The sequence below is a fragment of the Gordonia otitidis NBRC 100426 genome (genome assembly GCF_000248075.1).
Classification (GTDB): domain Bacteria; phylum Actinomycetota; class Actinomycetes; order Mycobacteriales; family Mycobacteriaceae; genus Gordonia; species Gordonia otitidis.
On sequence record NZ_BAFB01000256.1, the window covers coordinates 23,933 to 48,526 of the forward strand.

General features: G+C 65.9%; 21 protein-coding genes, 1 pseudogene and 1 riboswitch. Of the genes and pseudogenes, 13 read left to right on the forward strand and 9 right to left on the reverse strand.

The genetic code is table 11. The annotated features are described in order from the left end of the window. Window positions 1–66: 66 nt before the first annotated feature. Window positions 67–621 (forward strand): YceI family protein, encoded by a 555-nt coding sequence (locus GOOTI_RS24070; RefSeq protein ID WP_007241209.1) that lies wholly within the window; start codon window positions 67–69, stop codon window positions 619–621. A 157-nt stretch (window positions 622–778) separates the two neighbouring features. After that, window positions 779–2,491, forward strand: coding sequence for an adenylate/guanylate cyclase domain-containing protein (locus GOOTI_RS24075; protein WP_007241210.1), 1,713 nt, complete (start codon window positions 779–781; stop codon window positions 2,489–2,491). An 11-nt stretch (window positions 2,492–2,502) separates the two neighbouring features. Here the strand turns inward: GOOTI_RS24075 and GOOTI_RS24080 are convergent, their stop codons facing one another. The 3 genes from GOOTI_RS24080 to GOOTI_RS24090 form a co-directional block, all read right to left on the reverse strand. Then, the gene (locus GOOTI_RS24080; protein ID WP_007241211.1) at window positions 2,503–4,425 is read right to left on the reverse strand and encodes an alpha/beta hydrolase; all 1,923 of its coding nucleotides are present in this window, start codon (window positions 4,423–4,425) and stop codon (window positions 2,503–2,505) included. Continuing rightward, complete coding sequence (locus GOOTI_RS24085; protein WP_007241212.1) at window positions 4,425–4,775, reverse strand: hypothetical protein; 351 nt, start codon at window positions 4,773–4,775, stop codon at window positions 4,425–4,427. Before GOOTI_RS24085 ends, GOOTI_RS24080 begins: the two co-directional genes overlap by 1 nt. Before the next feature lie 100 nt (window positions 4,776–4,875). Continuing rightward, window positions 4,876–5,505: an alpha-ketoglutarate-dependent dioxygenase AlkB gene (locus tag GOOTI_RS24090; RefSeq protein ID WP_007241213.1), complete on the reverse strand. Its 630-nt coding sequence runs from the start codon at window positions 5,503–5,505 to the stop codon at window positions 4,876–4,878. A 193-nt stretch (window positions 5,506–5,698) separates the two neighbouring features. Here GOOTI_RS24090 and GOOTI_RS24095 point away from each other — a divergent pair, with 193 nt between their 5' ends. Together GOOTI_RS24095 and GOOTI_RS24100 are read left to right on the forward strand one after the other, a co-directional pair. Then, entirely contained in the window at window positions 5,699–7,933 is a 2,235-nt protein-coding gene (locus GOOTI_RS24095; protein ID WP_007241214.1) for an MMPL family transporter, read from the forward strand. Window positions 7,934–7,951: 18 nt separating this feature from the next. Beyond that, window positions 7,952–8,607 (forward strand): annotated as a pseudogene (locus tag GOOTI_RS24100) (TetR family transcriptional regulator). Here GOOTI_RS24100 and GOOTI_RS24105 read toward each other — a convergent pair. Next, complete coding sequence (locus tag GOOTI_RS24105) at window positions 8,596–9,192, reverse strand: TetR/AcrR family transcriptional regulator (protein ID WP_007241217.1); 597 nt, start codon at window positions 9,190–9,192, stop codon at window positions 8,596–8,598. The pseudogene GOOTI_RS24100 and the gene GOOTI_RS24105 overlap by 12 nt on opposite strands. 93 nt (window positions 9,193–9,285) lie before the next feature. Between GOOTI_RS24105 and GOOTI_RS24110 the strand changes: the two genes are divergently transcribed. Together GOOTI_RS24110 and GOOTI_RS24115 are read left to right on the forward strand one after the other, a co-directional pair. After that, the gene (locus GOOTI_RS24110; RefSeq protein ID WP_007241218.1) at window positions 9,286–9,669 is read left to right on the forward strand and encodes a DUF1304 domain-containing protein; all 384 of its coding nucleotides are present in this window, start codon (window positions 9,286–9,288) and stop codon (window positions 9,667–9,669) included. 67 nt (window positions 9,670–9,736) lie between these two features. Next, a complete protein-coding gene (locus GOOTI_RS24115; RefSeq protein ID WP_007241219.1) occupies window positions 9,737–10,765 on the forward strand; it encodes an NADP-dependent oxidoreductase in 1,029 nt (342 codons plus the stop codon). A 7-nt stretch (window positions 10,766–10,772) separates the two neighbouring features. Here GOOTI_RS24115 and GOOTI_RS24120 read toward each other — a convergent pair whose 3' ends face one another. After that, window positions 10,773–11,924, reverse strand: a complete 1,152-nt coding sequence (locus GOOTI_RS24120) for a pyridoxal phosphate-dependent aminotransferase (RefSeq protein WP_007241220.1) — start codon at window positions 11,922–11,924, stop codon at window positions 10,773–10,775. A 180-nt stretch (window positions 11,925–12,104) separates the two neighbouring features. On the opposite strand from GOOTI_RS24120, the gene GOOTI_RS24125 reads away from it, so the two are divergent. Continuing rightward, on the forward strand, window positions 12,105–12,668 hold the full coding sequence (locus GOOTI_RS24125; protein WP_007241221.1) for a hypothetical protein: 564 nt from the start codon (window positions 12,105–12,107) through the stop codon (window positions 12,666–12,668). A gap of 24 nt (window positions 12,669–12,692) precedes the next feature. On the opposite strand, the gene GOOTI_RS24130 is transcribed toward GOOTI_RS24125, so the two are convergent. Continuing rightward, window positions 12,693–14,360, reverse strand: coding sequence for a DNA repair helicase XPB (locus GOOTI_RS24130; RefSeq protein ID WP_005174246.1), 1,668 nt, complete (start codon window positions 14,358–14,360; stop codon window positions 12,693–12,695). Window positions 14,361–14,590: 230 nt separating this feature from the next. Between GOOTI_RS24130 and GOOTI_RS24135 the strand changes: the two genes are divergently transcribed. Beyond that, complete coding sequence (locus tag GOOTI_RS24135; protein WP_007241222.1) at window positions 14,591–16,096, forward strand: MFS transporter; 1,506 nt, start codon at window positions 14,591–14,593, stop codon at window positions 16,094–16,096. A 29-nt stretch (window positions 16,097–16,125) separates the two neighbouring features. On the opposite strand, the gene GOOTI_RS24140 is transcribed toward GOOTI_RS24135, so the two are convergent. After that, window positions 16,126–17,955 carry an Hsp70 family protein gene (locus GOOTI_RS24140; RefSeq protein WP_007241223.1) on the reverse strand — a complete coding sequence of 610 codons (1,830 nt, stop codon included), beginning with the start codon at window positions 17,953–17,955 and terminating at the stop codon, window positions 16,126–16,128. A 197-nt stretch (window positions 17,956–18,152) separates the two neighbouring features. Between GOOTI_RS24140 and GOOTI_RS24150 the strand changes: the two genes are divergently transcribed. Further along, the gene (locus GOOTI_RS24150; RefSeq protein ID WP_138985381.1) at window positions 18,153–19,355 is read left to right on the forward strand and encodes a DUF7373 family lipoprotein; all 1,203 of its coding nucleotides are present in this window, start codon (window positions 18,153–18,155) and stop codon (window positions 19,353–19,355) included. A 25-nt stretch (window positions 19,356–19,380) separates the two neighbouring features. On the opposite strand, the gene GOOTI_RS24155 is transcribed toward GOOTI_RS24150, so the two are convergent. After that, complete coding sequence (locus GOOTI_RS24155) at window positions 19,381–21,726, reverse strand: helicase-associated domain-containing protein (RefSeq protein WP_007241226.1); 2,346 nt, start codon at window positions 21,724–21,726, stop codon at window positions 19,381–19,383. A 54-nt stretch (window positions 21,727–21,780) separates the two neighbouring features. Between GOOTI_RS24155 and GOOTI_RS24160 the strand changes: the two genes are divergently transcribed. Genes GOOTI_RS24160 through GOOTI_RS24175 form a run of 4 tightly spaced genes read left to right on the forward strand, consistent with a single transcriptional unit; the run spans window position 21,781 to window position 23,533 of the window. Then, complete coding sequence (locus GOOTI_RS24160) at window positions 21,781–22,011, forward strand: hypothetical protein (protein ID WP_007241227.1); 231 nt, start codon at window positions 21,781–21,783, stop codon at window positions 22,009–22,011. An 18-nt stretch (window positions 22,012–22,029) separates the two neighbouring features. After that, window positions 22,030–22,551 (forward strand): cyclic pyranopterin monophosphate synthase MoaC, encoded by a 522-nt coding sequence (moaC, locus tag GOOTI_RS24165; protein ID WP_007241228.1) that lies wholly within the window; start codon window positions 22,030–22,032, stop codon window positions 22,549–22,551. Between the two features lie 44 nt (window positions 22,552–22,595). Further along, complete coding sequence (locus tag GOOTI_RS24170) at window positions 22,596–23,093, forward strand: MogA/MoaB family molybdenum cofactor biosynthesis protein (RefSeq protein WP_007241229.1); 498 nt, start codon at window positions 22,596–22,598, stop codon at window positions 23,091–23,093. Continuing rightward, entirely contained in the window at window positions 23,090–23,533 is a 444-nt protein-coding gene (locus tag GOOTI_RS24175; protein WP_007241230.1) for a molybdenum cofactor biosynthesis protein MoaE, read from the forward strand. Before GOOTI_RS24170 ends, GOOTI_RS24175 begins: the two co-directional genes overlap by 4 nt. Window positions 23,534–23,630: 97 nt before the next feature. Here GOOTI_RS24175 and GOOTI_RS24180 read toward each other — a convergent pair whose 3' ends face one another. Next, on the reverse strand, window positions 23,631–24,278 hold the full coding sequence (locus GOOTI_RS24180; protein WP_007241231.1) for a transglycosylase family protein: 648 nt from the start codon (window positions 24,276–24,278) through the stop codon (window positions 23,631–23,633). Window positions 24,279–24,285: 7 nt separating this feature from the next. Beyond that, window positions 24,286–24,462: riboswitch (cyclic di-AMP (ydaO/yuaA leader) on the reverse strand. Window positions 24,463–24,594 lie beyond the last annotated feature (132 nt).

Here is a 24,594-nt window from a genome sequence, read left to right on the forward strand (position 1 = left end):
TGATGGGCCGGAGAGACGGTCCACGGACCACAACGAGAAATCGACAAGAAGCCGAGGAGTTTCACCATGACCACAAGCACCGTCAAGGCCCCCATCGAGGCCGGCGTCTGGAACATCGATCCCACCCACTCGACCGTGGGCTTCGTCGTGAAGCACCTCATGGTGAGCAAGGTGCGCGGCAAGTTCGAGACCTTCAGCGGCACCATCACCGTCGCCGAGGACGGCACGCCGTCGGTGCAGGCCGAGATCGACGTCACGACCATCACCACCGGCAACCCGCAGCGCGACGGCCACATCAAGTCCGCTGACTTCTTCGACGCCGAGAAGTTCCCGAAGGCCACCTTCGTATCGACGAGCGTGCGCCCCGATGGTGACAACTTCGTGCTCACCGGCGACTTCACGCTGCACGGTGTGACCAAGTCGGTCGATCTCGCACTCGAGTTCAACGGCTCGAACGCGGGCATGGGCCAGGGAGAGGTCGCGGGCTTCGAGGCCAGCACCGTGCTCAACCGCAAGGACTTCGGCATCGACATCGAAATGCCTCTCGAGGGCGGCGGCGTCGTGGTCGGCGACAAGGTCACCATCAACCTCGAGATCGAGGCGGTCAAGTCCCAGGCCTGATCCCTCGTCAGACCACTCGTGCTCATCGTCGGATCATCGACGTCACGTGCGAGTTCGAAGCCGGCGCTGTTCCTCCGTCCCCTTGGAACGGCGCCGGCTTTTGTCTGCTGTCACAATGAGTAGTCTTTTGTGACAAAGCAGGCAGAAAGGCGTCACGGTGCAACCGCAACGCGACTCGGGCGACCATGACGACAAGTGGTCTCGCGCGCGGCGTCGATACTCGACATTCGTCTGGGGCGTCGAGCGGCCGCCGACGCTGCGCGAGTGGGGAGATATCGGTCGCGCCGAGCGGATCCGCCTCGCACGTCGCGCAAGCCTGATCGCGGGCTCCGCGATCGTCGGCAGCAATGTACTCGTCGGTCTCGAAACGTTCCTGCTGGTGCAACTCGCCTACAACGGCGGTCGGATGACGTTCGCCACCACGCTTGGCGCGCCCAACTTCCCGGCGGTCGTCGCTGCGATCGTGGTCGGGCTCATCGTCAACATCTTCTTCGTGCTCGGAGTGATGACGCCACAGCTGCGGTGGTTCATCAGCGGCAATCTCGCCGACCGTGCTCGTCGACGTTCCGTGCAGCGGATCCCGTTCGCGCAGGCGGCCGCGACGATGGTCGGCTGGCTGCTCGCAGTGCTGAGCTACGTGCTGCTGTCGTTGGACAAGCTCACCGCCGACGACCTGCTCGGCGTGGCGGTCGCCTTCGCCCTCGCCGGGGTGTCGATCGGATGCCTCACCTACCTCTTCGCCGAACGATCGGCCCGTCCGCTGCTGATCATCGCGCTGCAGGATCAACCCGCAACGCATGCCGTCCAAGGTGTGCGTGCCCGGATGGCGGCGGTGTGGGCGATCAGTTGCCTCGTGCCGATGACAGGACTGCTCATCATCAACATCGGACGATGGTCGGGACTCCTGCCGCCGGCCGTCGGCCGGATCGACTGGACGACCGTGGTCCTCGCCGCAGTCGGCCTCGCGGCAGGGGTCCGTGTCATCATGCTGGTCGGGCAGGCCATCATCGACCCGCTCACCGAACTGCGGCACGCCGTGCAACAGGTACAGGACGGCGACCTCACGACCCACGTCGACGTCTACGACTCCTCGGAACTCGGAGTGCTTCAGCACGGGTTCAACGAGATGGTCGAGGGTCTCGACGAGCGTGAGAGGATGCGCGAACTGTTCGCACGACACGTCGGCGACACCGTCGCGCGACTGGCGATCGAACACGGCGTGGGCATGCACGGGTCCAACTGCCAGGTCGGCGTGTTGTTCGTCGACATCGTCGGCTCGACTTCGTTCGCCGAGCACCGTGCACCCCAGGACACCGCCGCGCTGCTCAATTCGTTCTTCTCCGTGGTCGCCGACGTGGTGGACCGGCACGGTGGCTTCGTCAACAAATTCGAGGGCGACGCTGCGCTCGCAGTGTTCGGCGCTCCCGTCGAACTCGACGATCCTGCTGCGGCAGCGCTTGCCGCTGCGCGTGATCTGGCCAGGGGGCTGACCGAGGCTCTCGACATCCGGTGGGGCATCGGGGTCTCCTACGGCACTGTCTTCGCCGGCAACATCGGAGCCGAACGGCGCTACGAGTACACCGTCATCGGCGATCCGGTCAACGAGTGTGCACGATTGTGCGAATTCGCGCGCAGCGGTCGCTACCCGGTTCTTGCGAGTGGCGCCGCGATCGACGCGTCGGAGCAGGAGAGCGAGCACTGGACAGCGGTGGACCGCCGCGTCATGCGCGGACGTAGCGAGATCACCGAGATGTACGCCCCGATCGGACTCGACGGGCACACGCCGCTGTCGATCAGCGGCTTGATCTCGGGTCTGCTCGGCCCCGCCATCCGAATGGCGACCGGCTCGTCGAGGCATTCCGGCAACTGACCGGAAGTTCTTCATCGCGGTAGATGCAGCGGAACGTCGGGAACATGTGGCAGGTGGATCTGGCCGTTGCGGAGTTCGTCGATTAGTGCGACCAGCGGCGGCACGACGGTCTCGGCGACCTCCGCGGCATCGGCGGCGCGCCGGGCGTAGGTGTGTGCTGTGTCGCTGCCGGGCATGTCCGCCGCGCGTTCGACGTAGGGCGTCGGCGTCTCGCCGCGGACCACCTTCGCCATGTTCTCGAAGGCGTCGGAATCGGGATCGTTCCAGTACTCGCCGTGTCCCTTCAGCCCCTGCACCAACCCGTGTTTCTCCGAGTTGTGCTCGCCGTAGAAGCCGGTATCCATGCGTATGACGCCCTCGGCTGTGTCGGGATCGGCGCCGTGCGGGTTGCCGGGTAGCGACTGCGACGCCTGGATGAGATCGCCCGGCGCCGTCAGCGAATAGCGCTCGACGTCGCGGTCGCTCCACGGCGTATCGAACACTCCCGTGCCCGCGGACGACGCATAGATCACGCGGTCCGCCCGCAGCCCCAGCTGTTCGGCGGACCCGACGACGGATCCGCCGTAGGAGTGACCGATATAGGTGGTCTTCGCGCCCGGACATGTGGCCTCGATCTCGGCGTCGAGCGCGTGACTGAAACCCACCAACCCTGGTGCCATGTCGCGTGCGAGCTGCGGATCGAGAGCGGAGTCGTTGACCGACGAGGCCACCGCGGACACCGAACCCAGCACTGCCCCGGGAACGATTCCGGCCGGACCGAGCGCGCGTCCGCCCACCGCCCCACCAGCGAGAGCATCGGAGACAACCGTCGGCCAACCCTCGTATCCCACTTTCTGCGGGAGGTCGCCGTCGGCGTAGACGAAGACGGGGCCACCGGTGCGCTTCGACAGGTTCCACGCCGATTTCGTGTTCGACGTGCTGTCGTTCATGTTCGTTCCCGTTCCCGGTACGTACACCGCAGCGTTGGGTGTGCCCGGCGCCAATTGACCGATCATCTCGATGAAGTGACCGTTCTCGGTGTTGTCGAAGACGATGAATGATCGCTCGACCAGGTGATCGTCCGCGCCATCCCCTGCGCGCGGATCGTCGAAGCCTGCGGCCTGACGCGGATCGGGGATCTGACGCAGGAACTCGATCAGTCTCTTTGCGCGGGGGCCGTTCCCCCGACCGGCTTGCCGTTCATCGGCGAGGGCGTTGCGGATGTTGACCTCGTTTGCGTTGGCACGCAACGGGAATGGCACACCGTCGAGTCTGCCCATCGCGATCGGGTCGGCAGCGACGAGCCGACGCACATCGGAGGGACTCATGGCCTCGAGCGTCGCGCGTATCTCTGTTGGTCGCATCATCGACAATCGCCTGACCAGATCGTCGGCGTCGGTATACGTGCCGTCGGGGAGCCGGACATCGGGTTGCCCGTTGACCATCGTGGCGAGATCACTGGCGAGGTCGGCGATCCGGCTCCCATAGTCGGTGTCGTACGCGCCAACCGTGTTCAGTCCGTGCTGAATCTGGGCCTGCAGGCTCGAGGCCTTGTCGTTCTCGGCCGAGTCATCGTCGGCGGAATCATCTTCCGCGGAGTTCCCGACGCGGCTCACCTCTCCGGTGTCGGAGACGGTGAAGCCCTGGGCGAGTGCGCTCGCAACCTGGCGCAGGACGTAGTCGCGGGCATGCGCGATGTCGGCCGCGGCGTCTTTGGCCTCGTCGGCGATCTGGTTCAACACGTTGCGCACCTCATCGGCGTGATCGCGCTCCTGCGTCACGCGAACATGGGCGGCATCGTGTGTGGCACCCCGCCAGAGCATCGCCCCGTCGAATGCACGGGCGGTGGCATCGAGCGCGGCATCGAGAGTTGCGGCGGCGGACTGCGCAGCGTCGCCCGCGGCCGTCATCGAATCGGTGCTCCACGAGCGCAGTAGCGAGATGGTCGGAGACATCACCGCTCCGCGAGGCTGCGCAACGATGCTGCTGCGGCGGCATCGCCAGCGGTGGTCGAGTCGTTGAACGTCCGTAGGTGGTTGCCGAGGGTGCGTAGCCGCGTCGCGACGGACGCGAGGGTCGGGGACGCCGCAGAGTGTGCGCTGTGGAGTGCGGCCACGACGCTGCTTTCCGAACCGGTGGCGGCCGACAATGCGCCGAGTTCGATGTCGGCGACGGCGGAGCCCTGCGCGCGCCAGCATGCCGCCATCGACGTGATCTCGTCGGCGTCGACACCGAATCGCAGCTGATCGTGAATGCTGTCGGCCGTCTTCGTCACGAAGTCGGGCACGAGATCGCTCGGACTCATGGAGGCCCCCTGGGTCAGATGACTCCGCCGGCTGTCACCGGCGGCAGCAACTCTGACGCAGACGAAGCCGGAAAGGTTCCGCGCACGGACGCGGGTGGGATCACCAGACGCCGGGAGGTCGGAACTGCACGCTCATCCGTGCGCCGACCCCGCGAACCTTGGGTACCGCATGCTCCCAGGTGCGCTGGCAACTCCCGCCCATCACCAACAGATCGCCGGCCGACAGCATGAACTTCAACGACGTCCCGCCGCCGCGCGGCCGCAGCGCCAACGGACGTGGCGAACCGAGCGACACGATCGCGACCATCGTGTCGTGCGTGGCACCGCGACCGAACCGATCGCCATGCCACGCAACCGAATCCGACCCGTCGCGATACAGACACAGGCCCGCCGTGGCGAAGCCCTCGGGCAACTCGTCGCGATAGTGGGCGGTCAACGCCGACCTGGCGTCGTCGAGGAGTTGGTCGGGCAGTTCGTCGCCCGCTCGGTAATTGCAGACCAGCCGCGGAACGTCGACGACCCTGTCGTACATCCGACGACGCTCGGCTCGCCACGGCACTGCGGTACGCAGCGCGTCGAACAGGTCGACGCTGCCGGTGATCCATCCCGGTCGCAGATCCGCCCACGCGCCGTCGGTCAGTGTGCGTCGTTCGACGTGTTGTCCGAGATCGCCGAGACGAGGCGACTCGGCGTCGAGATCGAAAATCGATCCCTGGACTCCTGCGCTCATGCCCCGAAGTCTACACGTTGATCGAACAAGCGTTCGTATGCCGGATCCGGTTGATCGTGGGGAGGCGAGGACCGTAGGACGTCGATCACAATCTCCGCTCGGAGGTGGCGCGTCGAGATGGCCGTATGTATACCGGAGCACAAGTGTTAGTCACTAACAGTTCTTGCCACCGACAGTTCCAGGGAGATCGCTGATGGCGTCGTTGTTGTTCCGGGTGGGGCGATTCTCGTTCCGCCACAAGTGGTGGGTGATCGGCGCCTGGGTGCTGATCGCCGCTCTGTTGATCGGGCTCGTCGGTGCGCTGAACCCCAAGTTCGCCAAGGACTTCGACCTTCCGGGAACCGACTCGGGAACCGCGACGTCGCAGGTCGAGGAGTACTTCCCGCAGGTGATGAAGCAGCAGTCGCAGGCATCGACGAGCGTCCTCGTCGCCGCCGACGACGGACTCGCCAATCACTCATCGCAGATCGACGCCCTTGTCGCCGACCTGCACACGCTGCCCGATCTCACCGACGAGGCCACGGTGCTCAACCCGGTGACCGTTGCGGCCGCCAAACCCGAGCTCGCGTCCTCTGTCCTCGGCGACGGCGGCAAGGTGGGGCTGATCCAGGTGAGGCAGAACATCGAGCTGACGGACCTCACCGTCGACAACAAGAAACAGTTGACGGACATCCTGGAGAAGCATCGCGGAAACGGGTTGCAGGTCGAGGCCACCGGTTCGTTGATGAGTGTGATGGAGGCAGGCGGCAAGGCCGAGCTGATCGGATTCGCCATCGCGTTCGTGGTGATGATCGTCGCCTTCGGGGCACTGGTCGCCGCGTTCATCCCGCTGATCACCGGCCTGATGGGTGTGCTGATCACGATCATGCTCCTGCGGTTGTCGGCCGAGGTGTTGACCGTCAACGAGACCGCGACGGCGATTGTCACGATGCTCGGCATCGCGGTGTCGATCGACTACGCGCTGTTCATCGTGTCCCGCTACCGCGGCGAGGTGAAACGCGGTGGTGACAGGGCCGACGCCGCCGGTCGGGCAGTCGGTACGGCGGGCTCCGCGGTGGTCTTCGCGGGACTGACGGTGATCATCGCCGTCGTGGCGCTGATGGTCGTCGGTATCCCCTTGATCACGCAGATGGGCGCGGGCGCAGCGGTCGCGGTGTTCATGGCTGTTCTCGCGGCGCTGACTTTGATTCCCGCCCTGCTCGGTGCCGTCGGCCGGTTCGCGTTCACCCCGCGCATCCCGTGGATCAAGCATGCAGAGGAGTCCGACACCGCCGACACGAACGGAGTCCGGTTCGGTCGCATGGTGGTCCGACGGCCGATCCCGTTCATCGTCGCCGGACTTGCGGTGCTGGTACTCGCGGCGATCCCGGTCGGCAAGCTCCAACTCGGACTGTCGCTCTCCAGCGACGACGAAGCGCCTGCGCAGGCGCTGCTGCAGCGCGGATTCGGCGAGGGCATCAACGGGCCGCTGCTCGTGGTGTTGCACTCGGAGGGCGGCACGGTGGAGAACGCGGCCACCGAGACCGTCGCGCACATCAAGACGCTGCCCGACGTCGCCAACGCGTCGACGTTGACGTGGATCGGCAACGGGACACCGCAGCCGAACGTCGGCGCGAACTCCGCTCTGATCTCGGTCACCCCCAACAGCGCACCGTCGGACGAGGCGACGCATGACCTCATGGAACAGATCCGCGCGTTCAGCCCCGACGCCGAGCGGGCGGGTGCAGAGCTCCACGTCGGCGGTCAGACAGCCATCATGTCCGACCTCTCGGCCAAGCTCGACAAGGCGCTCATCCCGTATCTGATCGTGGTGGTCGGCCTCGCGTTCCTGATCATGATCGCGGTGTTCCGGTCGATCTGGGTGCCCCTCATCGGAACGGTCGGCTTCATCTTCTCGGTCCTGGCGACCTTCGGCGTCACGGTCGCGATCTTCCAGGAGGGTTGGTTCGGTCTGATCGACAACACCAAGCCGATCCTGTCGTTCCTGCCGATCTTCCTGATCGGTGTGGTGTTCGGCCTCGCGATGGATTATCAGGTCTTCCTGGTGACCCGCATCAGGGAGGAGTACATCCACGGCATGACCGCCAAGGACGCGATCGTCGCCGGCTACCGCCACGGTGCCCGGGTCGTGACCTCCGCCGCGATCATCATGATCAGCGTGTTCGCGGCCTTCATGCTCTCGCCGGACACGACCGCCAAGATGCTCGGCTTCTCACTCGCGATCGCGGTGCTGTTCGACGCTTTCATCATCCGGATGATCGTGGTGCCCGCGGTGATCGCATTGCTGGGCGATCGGGCGTGGGGTCTGCCACGATGGCTGGACAAGCTGGTTCCCAACCTCGACATCGAGGGTGAGAAGGTGCGCGACCGCGGTATCCCGCAGGAGAGCAGCGCCGAGTCCCGAGAGGTCGTCGCGGCGTCGAGCTGACCGCGAGAGAGGATTGCGATGACCGAGGCGTCGAGTACGGCAGCGGTGGCTTCCGCACCCGCCTCGGTCACGCACGTCGGGGATGTCGCCGACCGGCCGATCGGCTTGCGCGAGAAACACAAACGACGGACCCGTGCTGCGATTCGTGCTGCGGCGATGGAACTGTTCGACGCTCAGGGATACGCGCAGACGACCGTCGCCCAGATCGCCGAGGCGGCCGAGGTCTCCCACACCACGTTCTTCCGCTATTTCCAGTCGAAGGAGCAGGTCGTCGTCAGCGACGACCTCGACGAGGTGTGGCAGGACGCGCTCACATCGATCCCCCAGGCCTCGGGCGCTTCGACCTGTTGCGTGCGATGGTGCGGACGCTCGTGGGACTCGTCCTCGCCGACGACTGGGCCTCGGACCCGGCACGGATGAAACTCATCCAGTCCGAGCCGGCGCTGCTGTTGGTCAACCAGGTCGAGTCCGACCGCGCGATCTCCGAGGCCGCCGACTTCATCGGCGACTACCTCGGCGTCGACCGTGACAGCCGGCGGCTGCGGGTGTTCATCGCAGCTGTGGGCGGGATGATGTTCCACATCGCCAACGACATCGAGGACCCGCGCGACGGGCAGCTGCTCGATACGCTCCTCGAGGCCATCGACCTCCTCGAGGCGGGTCTACCGGTCTAGCGCCGCGGCTCTCAGGGTCTCGGCTGCCGCGTCGAGCGTGCGCGCCGCCTCAGTGGAGTCGATGCGGGCCAAGCACTGTGCCGCGATGATCGCGGCCACGGTCAGCCGCGTGTGGTGGTCGACGTCGCTCGGTGTCGCATCTGGGAGCAGAGCCCGCACGCCGCGTAAAACCGCCGATGCGAGTTCGGCGCGATAACTCTCGATGACGGCGTGAACGGTCTCATCGGAGCCGATCGGAGTAGCCGACGCAGTGAGGATCAGACATCCCGCCGGAGCGCCGCCCGTCTGCGCGATCGTGAGAATGGCATCGCGGAGACCCGCGAGGTAGTCGATGAGCGCATCGGCGGAGACGTCGTCGTCGACGAGGCCGGCCAGGCGTGGTCGGACGACGGTGTCCAGATAGTCCTCGACTGCGGCGTCGAACAGTCCGCGCATGCTTCCGAAGGCGTGGTAGATGCTCGACCGTCCCACCCCGGTCGCCTTCTCGATGTCGGTCACCGACACCTCTCCGAAACCGCGTCGCCAGTACAGATCGCGTGCGACGCCGACGAGCTCGGCCTTGTCGAAGGTGGCGGTGCGGCCCACGGCGATCTCCTCGTTCGAGAACTTATTGCAACGACCATTCTACTATGCTTATAGTGTAATGACCAGTACATAATCGGAGTCAGGGAGAGTCGGATGATCGTGGCCGCAGTCATATTCGTGGGTGTGGCCGTCGCGCTGCACTGCTACATCTTCGTCATGGAGTCGCTGCGATGGACGGCGCCGGCCACCAGGCGCACCTTCGGACTCTCGGCCGACGAGGCCGCCAACACTCGTGACATGGCCTTCAACCAGGGTTTCTACAATCTGTTCCTCGCCGTGATCGCCGCGGTAGGTGCGGTGCTCGTCTTCACCCACCGCGACGTCGGTGCTGCGCTGATCTTCGCAGGTTGCGGCTCGATGGTCGCAGCAGGCGTGGTCCTGCTGGTGTCGTCGCCTGCGAAGGCGCGAGCCGCACTGACCCAACTCGCGACACCGCTGGTCGCGGTCGTCCTCTTGGCCGCGGCACTCATCGCATGATCCGAACGTCTGGTCCCATACCCATCCAACAGAACCCATGTAACCGAAATACGAGGAGAGTGGAGATATGAGCACAACGAGCACGCAGATCCAATTGGTGAATCGCCCGGTCGGCTGGCCGAAGGACAGCGACTTCCGCACGGTGCAGGTGACGCTCGACGACCTCGCGCCGGGTGAGGTCCGCGTGGCCAACGAGTTCGTCTCCGTCGACCCGTACATGCGTGGGCGGATGATCGACACCCGCAGTTATGTTCCGCCGTTCAAACTCGACGAGACGATGACCGGGGGTGCGGTTGGGCGGGTCGTCGACTCGCGTTCCGACGACGTGCCGGTGGGCGCGCTGGTGCTGCACCAGCTGGGCTGGCGCGACGTGGCGCAGGGGCCCGCCACGGCATTCACCGTCCTTCCGGAGCCGCCCACAGACGCCAACGGCGACAAGGCTTTCGACTCGTCGCTCTATCTCGGTGTGCTCGGCATGACCGGACTGACCGCCTATGTCGGACTGACCGAGATCGCGAACATGAAGCAGGGCGACGTCGTCTTCATCTCCGGCGCGGCGGGCGCCGTGGGGACCGCCGCGGGCCAGATCGCACGACTACTCGGCGCCAAGGCGGTCATCGGCTCGGCCGGTAGCGCCGAGAAGGTCGAGTTGCTCACTGGGCGTTACGGATTCGACGTCGCGCTCAACTACAAGGACGGCCCGATCCGCAAGCAACTCCGCGCCGCGGCGACCGACGGCATCGACGTCTACTTCGACAACGTCGGAGGCGATCACCTCGAGGCGGCGCTCGACGTCTTCAACGACGGTGGGCGTGCGGCGCTGTGTGGCGCGATCGTCGCCTACAACTCCACCGAGCGAATTCCCGGGCCCGACAACATGTCCAACATCATCACCCGAGGACTGACTCTGCGTGGCTTCACCGTCGGGCATCACTTCGACAAGGCGCCCGAGTTCACCGCGAAGATGTCCGACTGGCTGGCCTCGGGGGAGGTCGTCTACGACGAGACGGTCGTCGACGGGATCGACCACGCGGTCGATGCCTTCCTCGACATGATGCGCGGAGCGAACATCGGCAAGATGGTCGTGCGCATCTGACGCGTCATCACAGTCGACGCAGGCGTCGCGCGGCCTCCGTGATCACCTCGTCGCGCTTGGAGAACGCAAATCGCACCAGGTGGTTCCAGGGCTCTTTGTCGTCGGCGAACACGCTGACCGGTACCGCGGCGACGCCGATCCGTTCCGGCAACGTGAAGCAGAACTCGACGCCGTCGGAATAGCCGAGCGGGCGAGGATCGGCGCAGACGAAATACGTTGCTTCGCTGCGGTGTACGTCGAATCCGGAGTCGACGAGCGCCCCGGTCAGCAGGTCGCGTTTGGCTTCGAGCTCTGCTGCCGACCTGCGCACCCACTCCATCTCCGTGTCGAGCGCGCTGGCGACGGCGGGTTGGAACGGGCCGGAGCCGACGTAGGTCATGAACTGTTTCGCCGCACGCGCCGCAGCGACCAGTTCGGCAGGCCCGCTGATCCACCCGACCTTCCAGCCGGTGCAGTTGAATGTCTTCGCCGCGCTGGAGATCCGCAATGTGCGCTCACGCATACCGGGCAGTGTGGCCAACGGCGTGTGGGTGCGCCCGTCGAACAGCAGGTGTTCATAGACCTCGTCGGTCACCGCGACGACGTCGTGTTCGACGCAGAGGCTCGCGATCGCGGCGAGGTCGTCGTCGGAGAGCACTGTCCCGGTCGGATTGTGCGGTGAATTGATCAGCGCCACCGAGGTTTTCGGACCGAAGGCGTCGGCGAGTCGTTCCCGGTCGAGGCGGAAGCCGTGTCCGTCGGAGACGAGCGGGACGACGCGACGCACGCCTCCCGCCATCGCCACGGTCGCCGCATAGGAGTCGTAGTACGGCTCGATCATCACTACCTCGCGGCCCGGCTCGACCAGGCCGACGATCGCACCCGCGATGGCCTCGGTCGCGCCGACGGTGACGAGCACCTCGGTGTCGGCGTCGTAGTCGAGTCCGTAGTGTTCGCGCTGATGCCGGGCGACCGCTGCCCTCAGTTCGGGCACTCCGATACCCGGCGGGTACTGGTTTCGCCCCGCCGAGATCGCGTCCTTCGCAGCGGTCAGCATCGACGCGGGACCATCGGTGTCGGGGAAGCCCTGTCCGAGGTTCACGGCGTCGTGTTGCACGGCGAGAGCCGACATCTCGGCGAAGATCGTGCTGGAGAACGGTCTCAGGCGCTCGACGGTCATGGTCCCAGGCTGTCACACGTCGGATGTTCGATGCACCCGCCCGCGCCTCGAACGCCGAGTCCACGCTCGAACGCCAAGTCCACGCCGCAAACACCAAGTCGATGACAAGAACCCCGCAAGCTCACGGAGCGAATGTTGCCGTGGCGCCGACAGTCGGTGTCACCGTCGAGAGGATTCGCGATGTTCACTCCCCCCAGCACCCACGTCCTGCCCGGTCCGCTCTGGCGCATAGGGTGGCGCGTCGGCGCGGTCGGTGCCTGCATGGGCCTCACGCTCGTCGCCGCGTGCGGGGTCACGGTCGGTGACGACATCGTCGACGACGCCGCCGACGTCGACGTCGGGCAGTGCGTCGCGATCGGTGCGTCCACGGACGACGACGGGAACGTGAAGGCGACGCACACCGACTGTGGCGGTGACGATCTCACGTTCTATGTCGCTGCGAAGGTTCCGTCCGATGCAGGTTGCGTGAGCAAGAACAGTGCAGGTCTGACCTTCGACAAGGGCGACCAGAAGCTCTGTATGACACCGAATTTCATTACCGGACAGTGCTACCAGGTCCCGACACCCGGCGGGCGTCTCGTCGACTACCGTGAGGTCGACTGCGCCGCAACACCACACTCGGCGACGGTTGTCGCGCGCACGGTGCAACGTGCCGACGGCGGCGTCGAATGCGCAGACGACCTCACCAAGTGGGAGTTCAGCGAACCGCGCTCGATCGGGTACTGCCTCGAGGCATTGGCGTGAGTGAGCAGATCTGCACCAGCAGGATCAGCCCGCGGACTCCTCGCCGATGGCCGGGCCGAGCAGGTCGTCGGCGTCGGTGATGCGGTAGGCATAGCCCTGTTCGGCAAGGAAGCGCTGCCGGTGTGCCGCGTAGTCGGCGTCGAGGGTGTCACGCGAGACCACCGAATAGAAGTGCGCCTGACCACCGTCCTTCTTGGGACGCAGCAGGCGTCCGAGACGTTGGGCCTCCTCCTGACGCGAGCCGAACGTTCCCGACACCTGCACCGCGACCGACGCCTCCGGCAGATCGATGGAGAAGTTCGCGACCTTCGACACGACGAGCGTCTGTAGTTCACCGGACCGGAATCGGTCGAACAGGGCCTCGCGCTCCTTGTTCTTCGTCGAGCCCTGGATGACCGGAGCGTCGAGCTCGCGACCGAGCTCTTCGAGCTGATCGATGTACGCGCCGATGACCAGCGTCTGCGATCCGGCATGTTTGGCCAGGATCGATTTCACGACGTTGACCTTCGTGTGCGCCGTCGAACAGAGCTTGTACTTCTCCTCGTTCTCAGCGACGGCGTACTGCAGACGTTCCTCGTCGGTCAGGGTCACCCGCACCTCGATGCAGTCAGCGGGTGCGATCCACCCCTGCGCCTCGATGTCCTTCCACGGGGCGTCGTACCGCTTGGGTCCGATCAGGCTGAACACGTCACCCTCACGTCCGTCCTCACGGACGAGCGTCGCGGTCAGGCCGAGTCGACGCCGCGACTGGAGGTCGGCGGTCATCCGGAACACCGGTGCGGGTAGCAGGTGCACTTCGTCGTAGACGATGAGACCCCAGTCGCGCGAGTCGAAGAGATCGAGATTCTTGTACTCGCCCTTCGACTTTCGCGTCATCACCTGATAGGTGGCGATGGTGACGGGACGGATCTCCTTACGCTCGCCCGAATACTCCCCGATCTCTTCCTCGGTGAGCGACGTGCGCGCGATCAGCTCACGTTTCCACTGCCGTCCCGCGACGGTGTTCGTCACCAGGATCAAGGTGGTCGCCTGCGCCTTCGCCATCGCGGCGGCGCCGACCATCGTCTTGCCCGCGCCACACGGGAGTACGACGACGCCCGAACCTCCCGCCCAGAACGAGTCGGCGGCCATTTCCTGATAGTCACGCAGATGCCACTCGTCCTGTTCCAGAGTGATCGGGTGTGCCTCGCCGTCGACATACCCCGCGAGATCCTCGGCAGGCCAGCCGACCTTGAGCAGCACCTGCTTGAGCCGGCCGCGTTCGGAGGGATGCACGACGACCGTGTCGTCGTCGATCCGCGCACCCAGCATCGGGGCGACCTTCTTGTTGCGCAGGATCTCCTCGAGTACCGCACGGTCGAAGCTCACCAGGGTCAGGCCGTGCACCGGACTCTTCACGAGTTGCAGTCTTCCGAAGCGCCCCATCGTGTCGACGATGTCCATCAGCAACGGCTGGGGCACCGCGTAGCGCGAATAGGAGACGAGCGCGTCGACGACCTGCTCGGCGTCGTGGCCAGCGGCACGCGCATTCCACAGCGCCAGTGGCGTCACCCGGTAGGTGTGCACGTGCTCGGGAGCACGCTCGAGTTCGGCAAAGGGGGCGATCGCACCGCGCGCTGCCGCGGCATCGGGGTGATCCACCTCGAGGAGCAGCGTCTTGTCGGATTGCACGATCAGGGGTCCATCAGTCACCCGGTCGATTGTATGCGCGCGGCCGTCGGCGGTGGCGGGTCCGGTGGTCGGTACACGCGCTCCGGCGCTATGTCCGTAATGCGCCCTATGCGCGACTGTCGCAGGTGAGGGCCCCGGCGTAGGCTATCCGGAGTACGGACCTCCGGATAGTTCCACGGACCTCGAGACAAGCGAGTCACCAGCAGATGTCCACTTCTGAGTCTTCATCGACCACCGAATCGACCACTGAGATGTCGGCGACGGCCCGATCAGCCGAACCCGATCCCCGGCGCTGGAAGGCGCTCGTCTTCATCTGCATCGCGCAGTTGATGGTGGTGCTCGACGGTACCGTCGTCCAGATCGCGCTGCCCGACGCCAAGGTCGATCTCGGGATCAGCGACGCCAACCAACAGTGGGTGATCACAGCGTATGCGTTGGCGTTCGGCGGTCTGCTGCTGTTCGGCGGACGCATCGCCGATCTGTGGGGCCGCCGTCGTGCACTGATGGTCGGACTCGTGGGCTTCGCGCTGGCATCCGCCCTCGGTGGAGCCGCGGTGAACCAGGGCATGCTGTTCGGGTCGCGCGCGCTGCAGGGAGCGTTCGGTGCACTGCTGGCTCCGGCCGCGTTGTCGCTGTTGACCGTGATGTTCACCGAGCCCAAGGAACGTGCCAAGGCGTTCGGCATCTTCGGCGCGATTGCGGGCGGCGGTGCTGCGGTCGGTCTGCTGCTCGGCGGATTCCTCACCCAGGTGCTCGATTGGCGCTGGACGATGTACATCAACGTGGTGTTCGCCGCGATCGCGCTCTTCGGGGCGATCGTCGAGATCAAGGAACCGGCGCGTGCTCACAACCATGCTCCCGGGCTGGACGTACTCGGTGTGATCCTGGGCGGAGGCGGACTCGCACTCGTCGTCTACGGGTTCAGCCGGGCAGCAGAAGAGGGCTGGGGCGACACGGGGACCGTCATCTGTCTGACCGCCGCGGTGCTGTTGCTGGTGGCGTTCGTCGCATGGCAGGCACGCAGCAGTCATCCGTTGCTCCCGCTGCGTGTCGTTGCGAACCGTGCGCGTGGCGGCGCCTACCTCGCCGTCGGATTGTCGGTGGTTGCGATGTTCGGCTCGTTCCTATTCCTCACGCTGTACATGCAAGTGGTGCATCACTATTCGCCGCTGATGGCAGGTGTGGCCTTCCTGCCGATGGTCGGCGGCATGCTGGTCGGGTCCACCCAGATCGCGGTGCGGCTCATCACGCGCGTGCCGCCGCGGTTCCTACTCGTGCCCGGCGCGCTGCTCGCCGCATGCGGGATGCTGCTGCTCAGTCAGATCTCGGCCGAGTCGACGCGGTACTGGAGTGTGGTCTTCCCCGCACTGTTCCTCCTCGGCATGGGAATGGGCACGGTCTTCATGACGTCGATGAACCTGGCGACCTACGGTGTCGAACCGCGTGATGCGGGCGTGGCGTCCGCCATGGTCAACACGTCACAGCAGGTGGGCGGTGCCATCGGTACCGCACTGCTCAACACGATCGCGGCGACCGCGGCGGCGTCGTACGCGACAGCTCACCTGGCGTCGGTCCGCGGACCCGCCGACGCGAAAGCGATGCAGGCGCAGGCGCTCGTGCACGGGCAGAGCATCGGGTTCTACGTTGCCGCAGCCATCCTCGCGGGCGTCGCGGCTCTGACGGGCCTGCTGATCAACGTCAAGCGACCCATCGGCGACGCACACGACGCCGAGCCGGAGGCCGCGCTGGCGGGGTGACTCGCGAGCCGGCGTGAGTGGCGACGTTCTCACTCACGGATGAGTCCGCTGTTGGACAGGAACTGTCGAGCGGCGGAGACGTCCGCGATGCCATTGGTGGACACACCGAGCCCGCTGACCGTATTGGCATAGGTGATATCCGCTGTCGCGCCGCCGTCGATCTCGCCGGCTGCCGTACGTGCCGTGTTGGTGACCAGTTGATCGCCGAGTTCCCCATCGGAATTGTTGAGGATGGAATCGATGTTGTTGCGCGCCTCGGCGGTGCTGAGGTACGCAGAGATCCGGACTGAGGACGAGAGCCCGGTGCCCGCATCGCTGCCCGGTCGGACATAGCAATTCATCACAGCGGTCCCCGCCGACGTCTTCTGCTCCGTGAGTGTGCACTGCTGGACCGAGTTCCGAAGTGCCGACGGCATTCCCGCCTTGATCTCTTCAACGGAATTCCCGGAATCGCCACCGGCTGTAGGAGGCGCTGATGTCGGAGCCGCTGCGGCTGAATCGGACGCGGGGTCGTTACCGCCGCTCAGTCCGAAGTACGCACCGACGGCGACGGCAGCCGCAACCACGACGACTGCGGCGCCGATCATCGCGTATCGGGTCCGGCTCGTGCCAGTCGTCTGTGGTGCGGGGGCCGGTCCGGCGCCCGGGTCGGCTGCGGGCCCGGCGACAGGTGGCGCTGCCTGGCCAGTACTTCCCTGCTGCCAGGACGACATGAGGTCGGGGGCAACCGGCTGTGCCGCCTCTGAGTGGCGAGGCGTCTGCACCGCCACGAGTGCGCCTTGCGCGACAACGGTTTTCGGATCGTCCAGTGTGGCAACCGGGCCGACTTCCTGCAAGCGCTGGTGCACGAGCGGCACCCGCGACGACCCGCCGGTCAGGTAGAGGGCGTCGAGTTGACCGGGGTCGGTGATCCCGGCATCGGCGAGTGTTGCGCGGGCGAGTGCGACGGCTCTGTCGGCGACCGGTCCGATCAACTCGTCGAATTCGGCGCGGGTGATGTGGAACGTCTCGTGAAATCCCCCGCCTACCATCGAAATAGTGGCAGACGGCGCTTCCGACAACAGCTCCTTGGCCCGACGAATCGAGTCGTCGAGGGCCTGCTTCACGCTGGTCGGCGCCGACCCGCGCAGAAACTCGAGCGCGTCGGGGTTTCGCGTAGCGAGTTGCTGATCGACCCAGCCTCGAACGAGTGCGTCGAAGTTCTTACCGCCCATGCCATTGTCACCACGGGCAGCGAGGACGGTGAACCTCACCGCCGACTCGCCGCGATCGGTTGCGGGGGCTTCGGCCGCGAGGACGGCGATGTCGAGGGTTCCACCGCCGAAGTCGAAGACCGCGATGCGGCTCCCGGGCCGCATGGAGTGACTGCGGGTGTAATACTGCGCCGCAGCACGAGGCTCCGACACCGTCGAGATCTGCTCCGGGCGCATCCCGATCGACTGCGCGGCCTCGGTCAGCACTCCGACCTGTTGAGGGGACCATGCCTCCGGATGAGTGAGCACCAGTCGCGCGGGTCGGCGGCCACCGTGCGCGGCGACCGCACGTTTGACGACCGTCGCGAAGACGGCCGAAATGGGTACCGACAACGGTAACTGGCCTCCGTTCACCGCGACGACCGGTTGACCGATGAGACGTTTCGGCGCGGCGAGAAACCCGACCGGATCCTGTTCAGCAGCGTTGATGGCGACGTCGCCGACCGAGATGTCGTCACGACTGGCGATGTAGACCGCCGATCGCATCAGATTCGATGAATGCGTCAATGCCAACGTCTCGACTGCTCCACTCGTCGCCCCCGAGTGCGCGGCCGCGGTGTTGGAGGTACCGAAGTCGATACTCAACATCCAGTCAGTAATCGCCATACTCTCTCTCGAAGTCATCGTCTCTCGAAGTCGTCGTCACGCAGGTCACCCGAACTGTACGAATAAATGGTTACCCGAACAAACCCTCGATGTGCTCGATCAATACCATAGCGGCGTCGGTCGCCGTGTCGTGATCGCTACCCGCGCGCAGAACAGAGAGGACCACAGTGAAGCCGAGCGTCGGACTCAGAGGCCGAATGGGGATTGGAATCCTGGCTCCGGCCACTGTTCTGATCAGCGCATGCCAGGCGAGTGGTGATCCGACGTCTGGCAGTTCGGCGTCCATGGTCGAGAGCAGCGTCGACGTCGCCGCTCTGGATACCGGTGCGTATCCGACCGAACCCGCGAAGCCTTTCGGCTATGCGGATCCGGAACAACTCGTCGACGTCGAGGCGCAGCGAATGGCCGAGTTCGTCGTGCTCCCTTTCCAGATCGACGAATCGCTTGATCTGGGGACGAGTCCGACGACACCGATAAGGAGTGACCGCGAGCTGCAGACCGTATTCGGTCGCGCTGCCGAGGCGGCGAAAGCCGGTGCGGTATATGGATTCTCGACGTCGGCGAAGTCTTCTGCTGCTACCGACACCGGACGCGGGATCACCATCGCTGCAGTGCGCTACAAGACGGCGGACGCCGCAAAGAAGTCAGCAGCCGATCTCAGCGAAGCAGTCTCGAAGGACGCTCCGGCCGGGGTCGTGAAGAAGCGTGACCCCATTGCGACGAAGTCGGGAGCTTTCTCGGTGGTCAGCGCGGTGTCGGGTGACATCGCGGCTGCTGCATTCGTGCCGCATGGGCAGTATCTCGTGTATGCGCAATCGGTTGCGCGATCGAACGACACCGACTGGGCCGTCGATACGGCACTCAAGGCCACGACGTCGCAATCAAGCATGATCGACAAGTTTCCGGCGACACCGACACCTGATGAGAATCCCGACGACAACACGCGTAAGGTCAAGCTCGACCAGAACAACATTCTGATCTACGCACTTCCGCTCGCCGATACGTCCGACGGCATCGCCGCGGTATACGGCCCCCAGGGCATCGCGCACTTCACGACGCACCAGCGCGAGACCTATGCGAATGCAGCCAAGTTCGGTTCAGTTCACACGGCAGTGGCGAAATCCTTCGTCTACCGGGCGTCCACGAGCGACAACGGCGCGAAGTTGCGTGATGCCCTCGTGGCGGTCTGGACTGACAATGGTGCCCGACCCGTCGAATCCCCGGCGGGCTTGTCGAGCGCCAAGTGTGCGAAGAGTGGCACCAAAGAATCGTTGTACAACTGCGCAGTTCGTGTTGGCCGCTACGTCGGACTCGTGGCCGGGGATTCCCTCGCAGACGCCCAGCAGCAGGCGTCTGCGCAGTACGTCATTCTCACCAAGGCCGACCAGGACGCCAACTGATCCGGCTCGGTCGTCTGGCGTCGGGTCAGTTGTCGAGCAACTCGACGCTGGTGACGCGGTGCAGGGTGAAGTGCTGCTCGTCGTCGGAACCCTCCTCGGTGCCGACGAGTTGCCCGGCGCCGAGCAGCCGTGGCGTGACGACGTGTCTGCTCGCCGAACCGTGGGCGTCGACGTAGCCGACGAGCAGTCGGCGGTTGGCGCGCAGCGCCAATTGGATGAGGGCCGTGGTGGATTCGCCGCCGCCGACGGCGCGCACCGGGGCGGAGTCGGCCTTTCCCGATGCGGAGGGGGTGGCGCGGGTTGCTCGGTCGTGAGATCGCATGCGACTCACCACCGACAGCAATTGTTCGGAGGTGGGGTTCGAACGACGCGGCGTGGCGCGTCGGCGACCGCGGCTCGATGACACCCGGCTCCCACGCTCGCGCAGATCGACGAGCGAGCCCGACGAATCCTCGCCTGCGGGAGCGAATCCGGCATCGCGGAGTCGGTCGATCACGGTCCTGACCTCAGACGGCGACACCGCGACGGTCGGCGCCAGCGCCCGCAGCGCGAGCTGCTCGGCGGCGTCGCTGCGCAACACCGCAGCCAGCATGGTCGGATCCTCGCAGCGGATGAACGCCGACGCGATGCCGACTCTGAGCTGTCCGTGTTTGCGCGCGACGTCCTCGATCAGATAGGTCAGCGACTGCGGGACCGGCGTCGACGAGTGCGCGGTGAACATGGTGAGGAGTTCGCTGCTGGTCTTACCGGCATCGAGTGCGCGCCGCACACTGGATTCCGATACCCGGTACACCGATGCGGCACCACCGGATTCGAGGTCGGCGACCAATTCGACCTGGTCGCTGAGATCCGGCGTCATCGGACCGGGCACCGTCAGCGTCAGGTCGGCCTGGGTGAGGAAGTGGTCGACGGGTTCGGGCAGTGCCTTGCGCATGGCGGCGAGCACCTGCGAATCCACTGCGTCGGGATCGTTGTCCGACAACGCCACTCGACCGACGGAGGTCAACGACTGGTGCGCGGTGACTCCGAGGCTCTGCGCTTCGGCGAGGGTTTCACCAACGACGCGCGGCGAGAGCCGACGAATCCTCTGCGGGTACCGCCACGCCAGTGACGCCGTCACGGTGTCGGTGGAAAACGGTGTCGCACTGTCGAGTTCGGTAAGGAGCTCGAGGATGAGGTGCCGTTGAGCCGGTGCGGCCGAATCGTAGAGCTCGGACGACAGCGCAGGGTGGGCGTTGCCGTCGCGATCGGGTTCGCCGACCTGCCACGCCCGCCGCGGCATGGAGAGCCACGCGTCGAGCAGAGTGGCCCACTGCCTTTCCGGTACCGAATGCAGCCAGGTATCGGCGGCGTTCGTCGGTGCGAATGCCTGCTCGCCGCGGTCCCCAGCAGGCGGGGGGTCGGGGAACCCGACGTCGATGAGGCGGGCATGACCGAGGATCTCGACGAGGAATGCAACGCGTTTCTGCTCGAGGCCGGTGGCTTTTGCAAGCCTGCGGAGTTCACGGACACCGAGCGCACCCGAACGCAGTACCGCTGCAGGCGTTCGACCGAGCACGTCGAGAAGTTGCGTGGCGTGGCGGATCAACTCCAATGCCTCACCGCCGGCGGCGGCATCCACCGCGTGCGCGCCGAAACGCATGGTCGCGAGCTCGTCGGCGAGCGCGGGGGCGGCGAGAGTGTCTGTGCGCAAAGCGGGTTCCCCGCGGATGAGCGCGCCGACCATCGGTGGTAGCTCGACCGTCTGGTCGTCGATGCGTGCGAGAAGTCCGAGCGCGATCAGTCGCGCGACGGGGCTGTCGGGGTCGGCGCCCGGCGCGGCATCGCGACTGCGTCCGAGAGCAGGCCCGCGCGACAGTGTGGAGAGCAGGTCCCGTTGCCGATCGTCGACGCCGTCGATGAGTGCGCGGATCTCGTCGGGGGCGAGGTGGGCGAGCGGTCCGGTGAGATGCAGCGCCTTCCACGGCAACGTCGACGCCAGGTGGGCGCCGGCGTGAAGTGCATCGTTCGCGCCCCACAACACGGCGCGTCGGCGAAGGTCGTCGACGCGACCACGGATCTCGCCGGCCTCGGCCCGATCGGACAGAGCGCCCACCAGAGCTTCGCCGTCGACGGACGCCGGTACGCGCGCAACGTCGGGTCCGGTGGACAAGGCGATGAACTGTTCGATGACCGCCATGGTCAACAGGTCGAGTTGCTCACCCGCGAGAGCAAGTGACGCTGCGGCCAGCGCGCGCTGCGCCAGGACCGAGGTTCCCTGTGGCGGGGGAGAGGCGAGATCGGGGCGGAGGGACAGCAGATCGCGCAGATCGTCGTCGGTGCGCGCGGCCAGATCGTCGGCCAGGCCGATCCGCTGGTCGTCCGTGCTCATTCGATCAAGTCTAGTGGTCGCGGGAAAACGGCAGCCGAGTCACGACACCGCACGGTGCGACGGGGGGAGGCATGGCACAATACGGGCGTGGCTGAGAAGGAAAAGAAGAATCACTACGTCGACAACGGTTGGCCCCGCGACGGTGACGGCAACGTTCCCGAGCATGCGGTGTCGGAATTCGCGGCGGAGATCCCCGGTGCACTTTCACCGTTCGGCGACGTCGAGTTCCCGCTGCCCTCCGACAAGGTCAACTACGTCGTACCGAAGACCGTCGTCAACCGCTGACCACGTCTCGGAGACCTGATGCCTCCCCGGCACGAGCGTAGGCAAGACGAGCCCTCTCGTCCTTCTCGCCTGTCGCACGTCGACTCCTCGGGTGCAGCACGCATGGTCGACGTCGGTGACAAGGCCGCAACGCGACGGCGTGCCGTTGCCGCAGGCACGTTCCACACGACCGCCGAGGTCATCGATCTCCTGCGTGACGCAGCGCTTCCCAAGGGAGACGTGCTGGCGACCGCCCGGATCGCCGGGATCATGGCGGCCAAGCGGACCGACGCGCTCATCCCACTGTGCCATCAATTGGCGCTTTCGTCGGTCGACGTGGACTTCAACATCTCCGACGACCACATCGACATCGTGGCCACCGTCGAGACCGCTGGCAAGACCGGCGTCGAGATGGAGGCGCTGACCGCTGTCGCGATCGCCGGGCTCACATTGCACGACATGACAAAGGCCGTCGATCGGCGGGCGAGTACGGGTGAGATCAGACTGCTCGAGAAGTCCGGCGGTCGCTCGGGAACCTGGAGTCGCGACGAGTCGCACTGACCCCGTGGTGACCGCGGGCGTGCGGAGATGAGGGAGTCGACACCTTGACACAACCGAAACCGGTCGCGCGTGTGGTGGTGGCCTCGACGCGGGCGAGTCGTGGTCTCTACATCGACAAGAGCGGTCCGATCATCGCCGAGTGGCTCACCACGCGCGGATTCGTCGTCGATGAAGTCGACGTGGTAGCTGACGGTGATCCCGTCGGTGAGGCGATCCGCGCCGGGATCTACGCGTCCGACTCGCTGGTGATCACGACGGGCGGGACGGGCCTGTCGCCCACCGATCGCACCCCGGAACAGACACGTGCACTGCTCGACGTCGAGATTCCCGGACTCGCGGATGCGATCCGCGGTGCGGGCCTGCCCGACGTGCCCACCGCCGTTCTCTCCCGCGGCACTGCCGGTGTCGCCGCCGGCACGTTGGTGATCAATCTGCCCGGGTCGACCGGCGGCGTGCGCGACGGACTCGGCGTGCTAGACGGCGTTCTCGCCCACGCGCTCGATCAGATCAGCGGCGGCGACCACCAGCGGAGCGACGGATGACCGTGCTGGTCGTCCGCGCCGCACTCGCCACCGACCCGATCGACCTTCCGTCCCACGAACAACTCGTCGCCGACGCCGCTGCGGGGACCGCAGGCGCGATCGTCGGCTTCGCGGGCGCGGTCCGCAACCACGACGGCACGCATGCGTCGTCGGTCACGAAGCTGTCGTACTCGTCGCACCCGAGCGCGCCCGCGGTGCTCGCGGAGGTGGTCGACGAGGTGTCGATGACGGTGACAGGAGTGCGTGCCGTTGCCGTGTCCCATCGTGTGGGCGATCTCGACGTCGGCGACGTGGCATTCGTCGTCGCCGTCGCGGCTGACCATCGGGCGCCGGCATTCGAACTGTGCGCGCGGCTCGTCGACGAGGTGAAAGCGCAGCTGCCGGTGTGGAAGCACCAGATATTCGCCGACGGTTCAGACGAATGGGTCGGATCGGCCTGACAAATGGAAAAGGACCCCGCACGGCCTCATGGCTACGTGCGGGGCCCTTCGTCTCGGGGTCCGGCAGTCATCACTGCCGGGACGCGGGCGAGATCGCTCAGGGGAGCGGAATCAGGCCCTTGTTCTGGTTGTAGAGCTTCAGCTGATCCGGCGTGAGCTGGTATCCGCTGTCCTTGGCGGCCTTCCAGAGGCTCTTGACCTCGGGGCTGACCTTGGCGTCATCGAGGGCGGTGTCGACCTGGCTCTTGACGTCGTCGGTGCTCTTGGCCTCGGGAGTCTTCTCCAGCGGGGTCTGCGGCTGCGCCTCGGGCTTCAGCTCAGGCTTGGGGGCCTGCAGCGGCTTGGGCGAGTCGGTGGGAGCGGTCCGCGGGGTCGAGCCCGACAGTCCGGTGCCACACACCGGCCAAGCGCCCTTGCCCTGCGTCGCCAGAACGCGCTCTGCGACGGCGATCTGCTGCTCCTTGGAGGCCTGATCGGCGCTCGGTGCGTAAGCGGTGCCGCCGTTGGCCGCCCAGGTACTCGGGCTGAACTGCAGTCCGCCCTGGTAGCCGTTGCCGGTGTTGATGGCCCAGTTGCCGCCCGACTCGCACTGAGCGACCTGGTCCCACTCGGAGTCGGAGGCTGCGTGAGCCGAACCGGTTCCGAGAAGGGCGGCTCCGCCGCCGAGTACTGCACCGGTGAGGGCGACCTTCGCGAAGGTCCTGGTGGTCGTGTTGGTCGTCGACTTGCGATGACGTCCGGCCATGAGTTGTCTATCCTCTCTCCACGCGCCTACGAAGTCAGCTGTCGGGTTCGAACGAGAGGTTGCTCGGTCCGTGGTCGCCGTGGCGGCCGGTGGACTTAACCCCAAGGACATCTGCTGATGTCCGTTATCTCCTGGGAGAAGGTGGGTCCCCCGTCCTCGTTCCTGAGTTTGTTGTTCGTCATTCGATCGGGGGAACGAGGCTTGGCGCGCCCGGTCGAATGTTGTGTTCTGTTGGCTGTCCTGTGATCTCCCTGGAGGAGACTGTTCGTACAGTACGACGTCTTTGCCGCCGAATCATCCCCGTCCGCAACCGAAT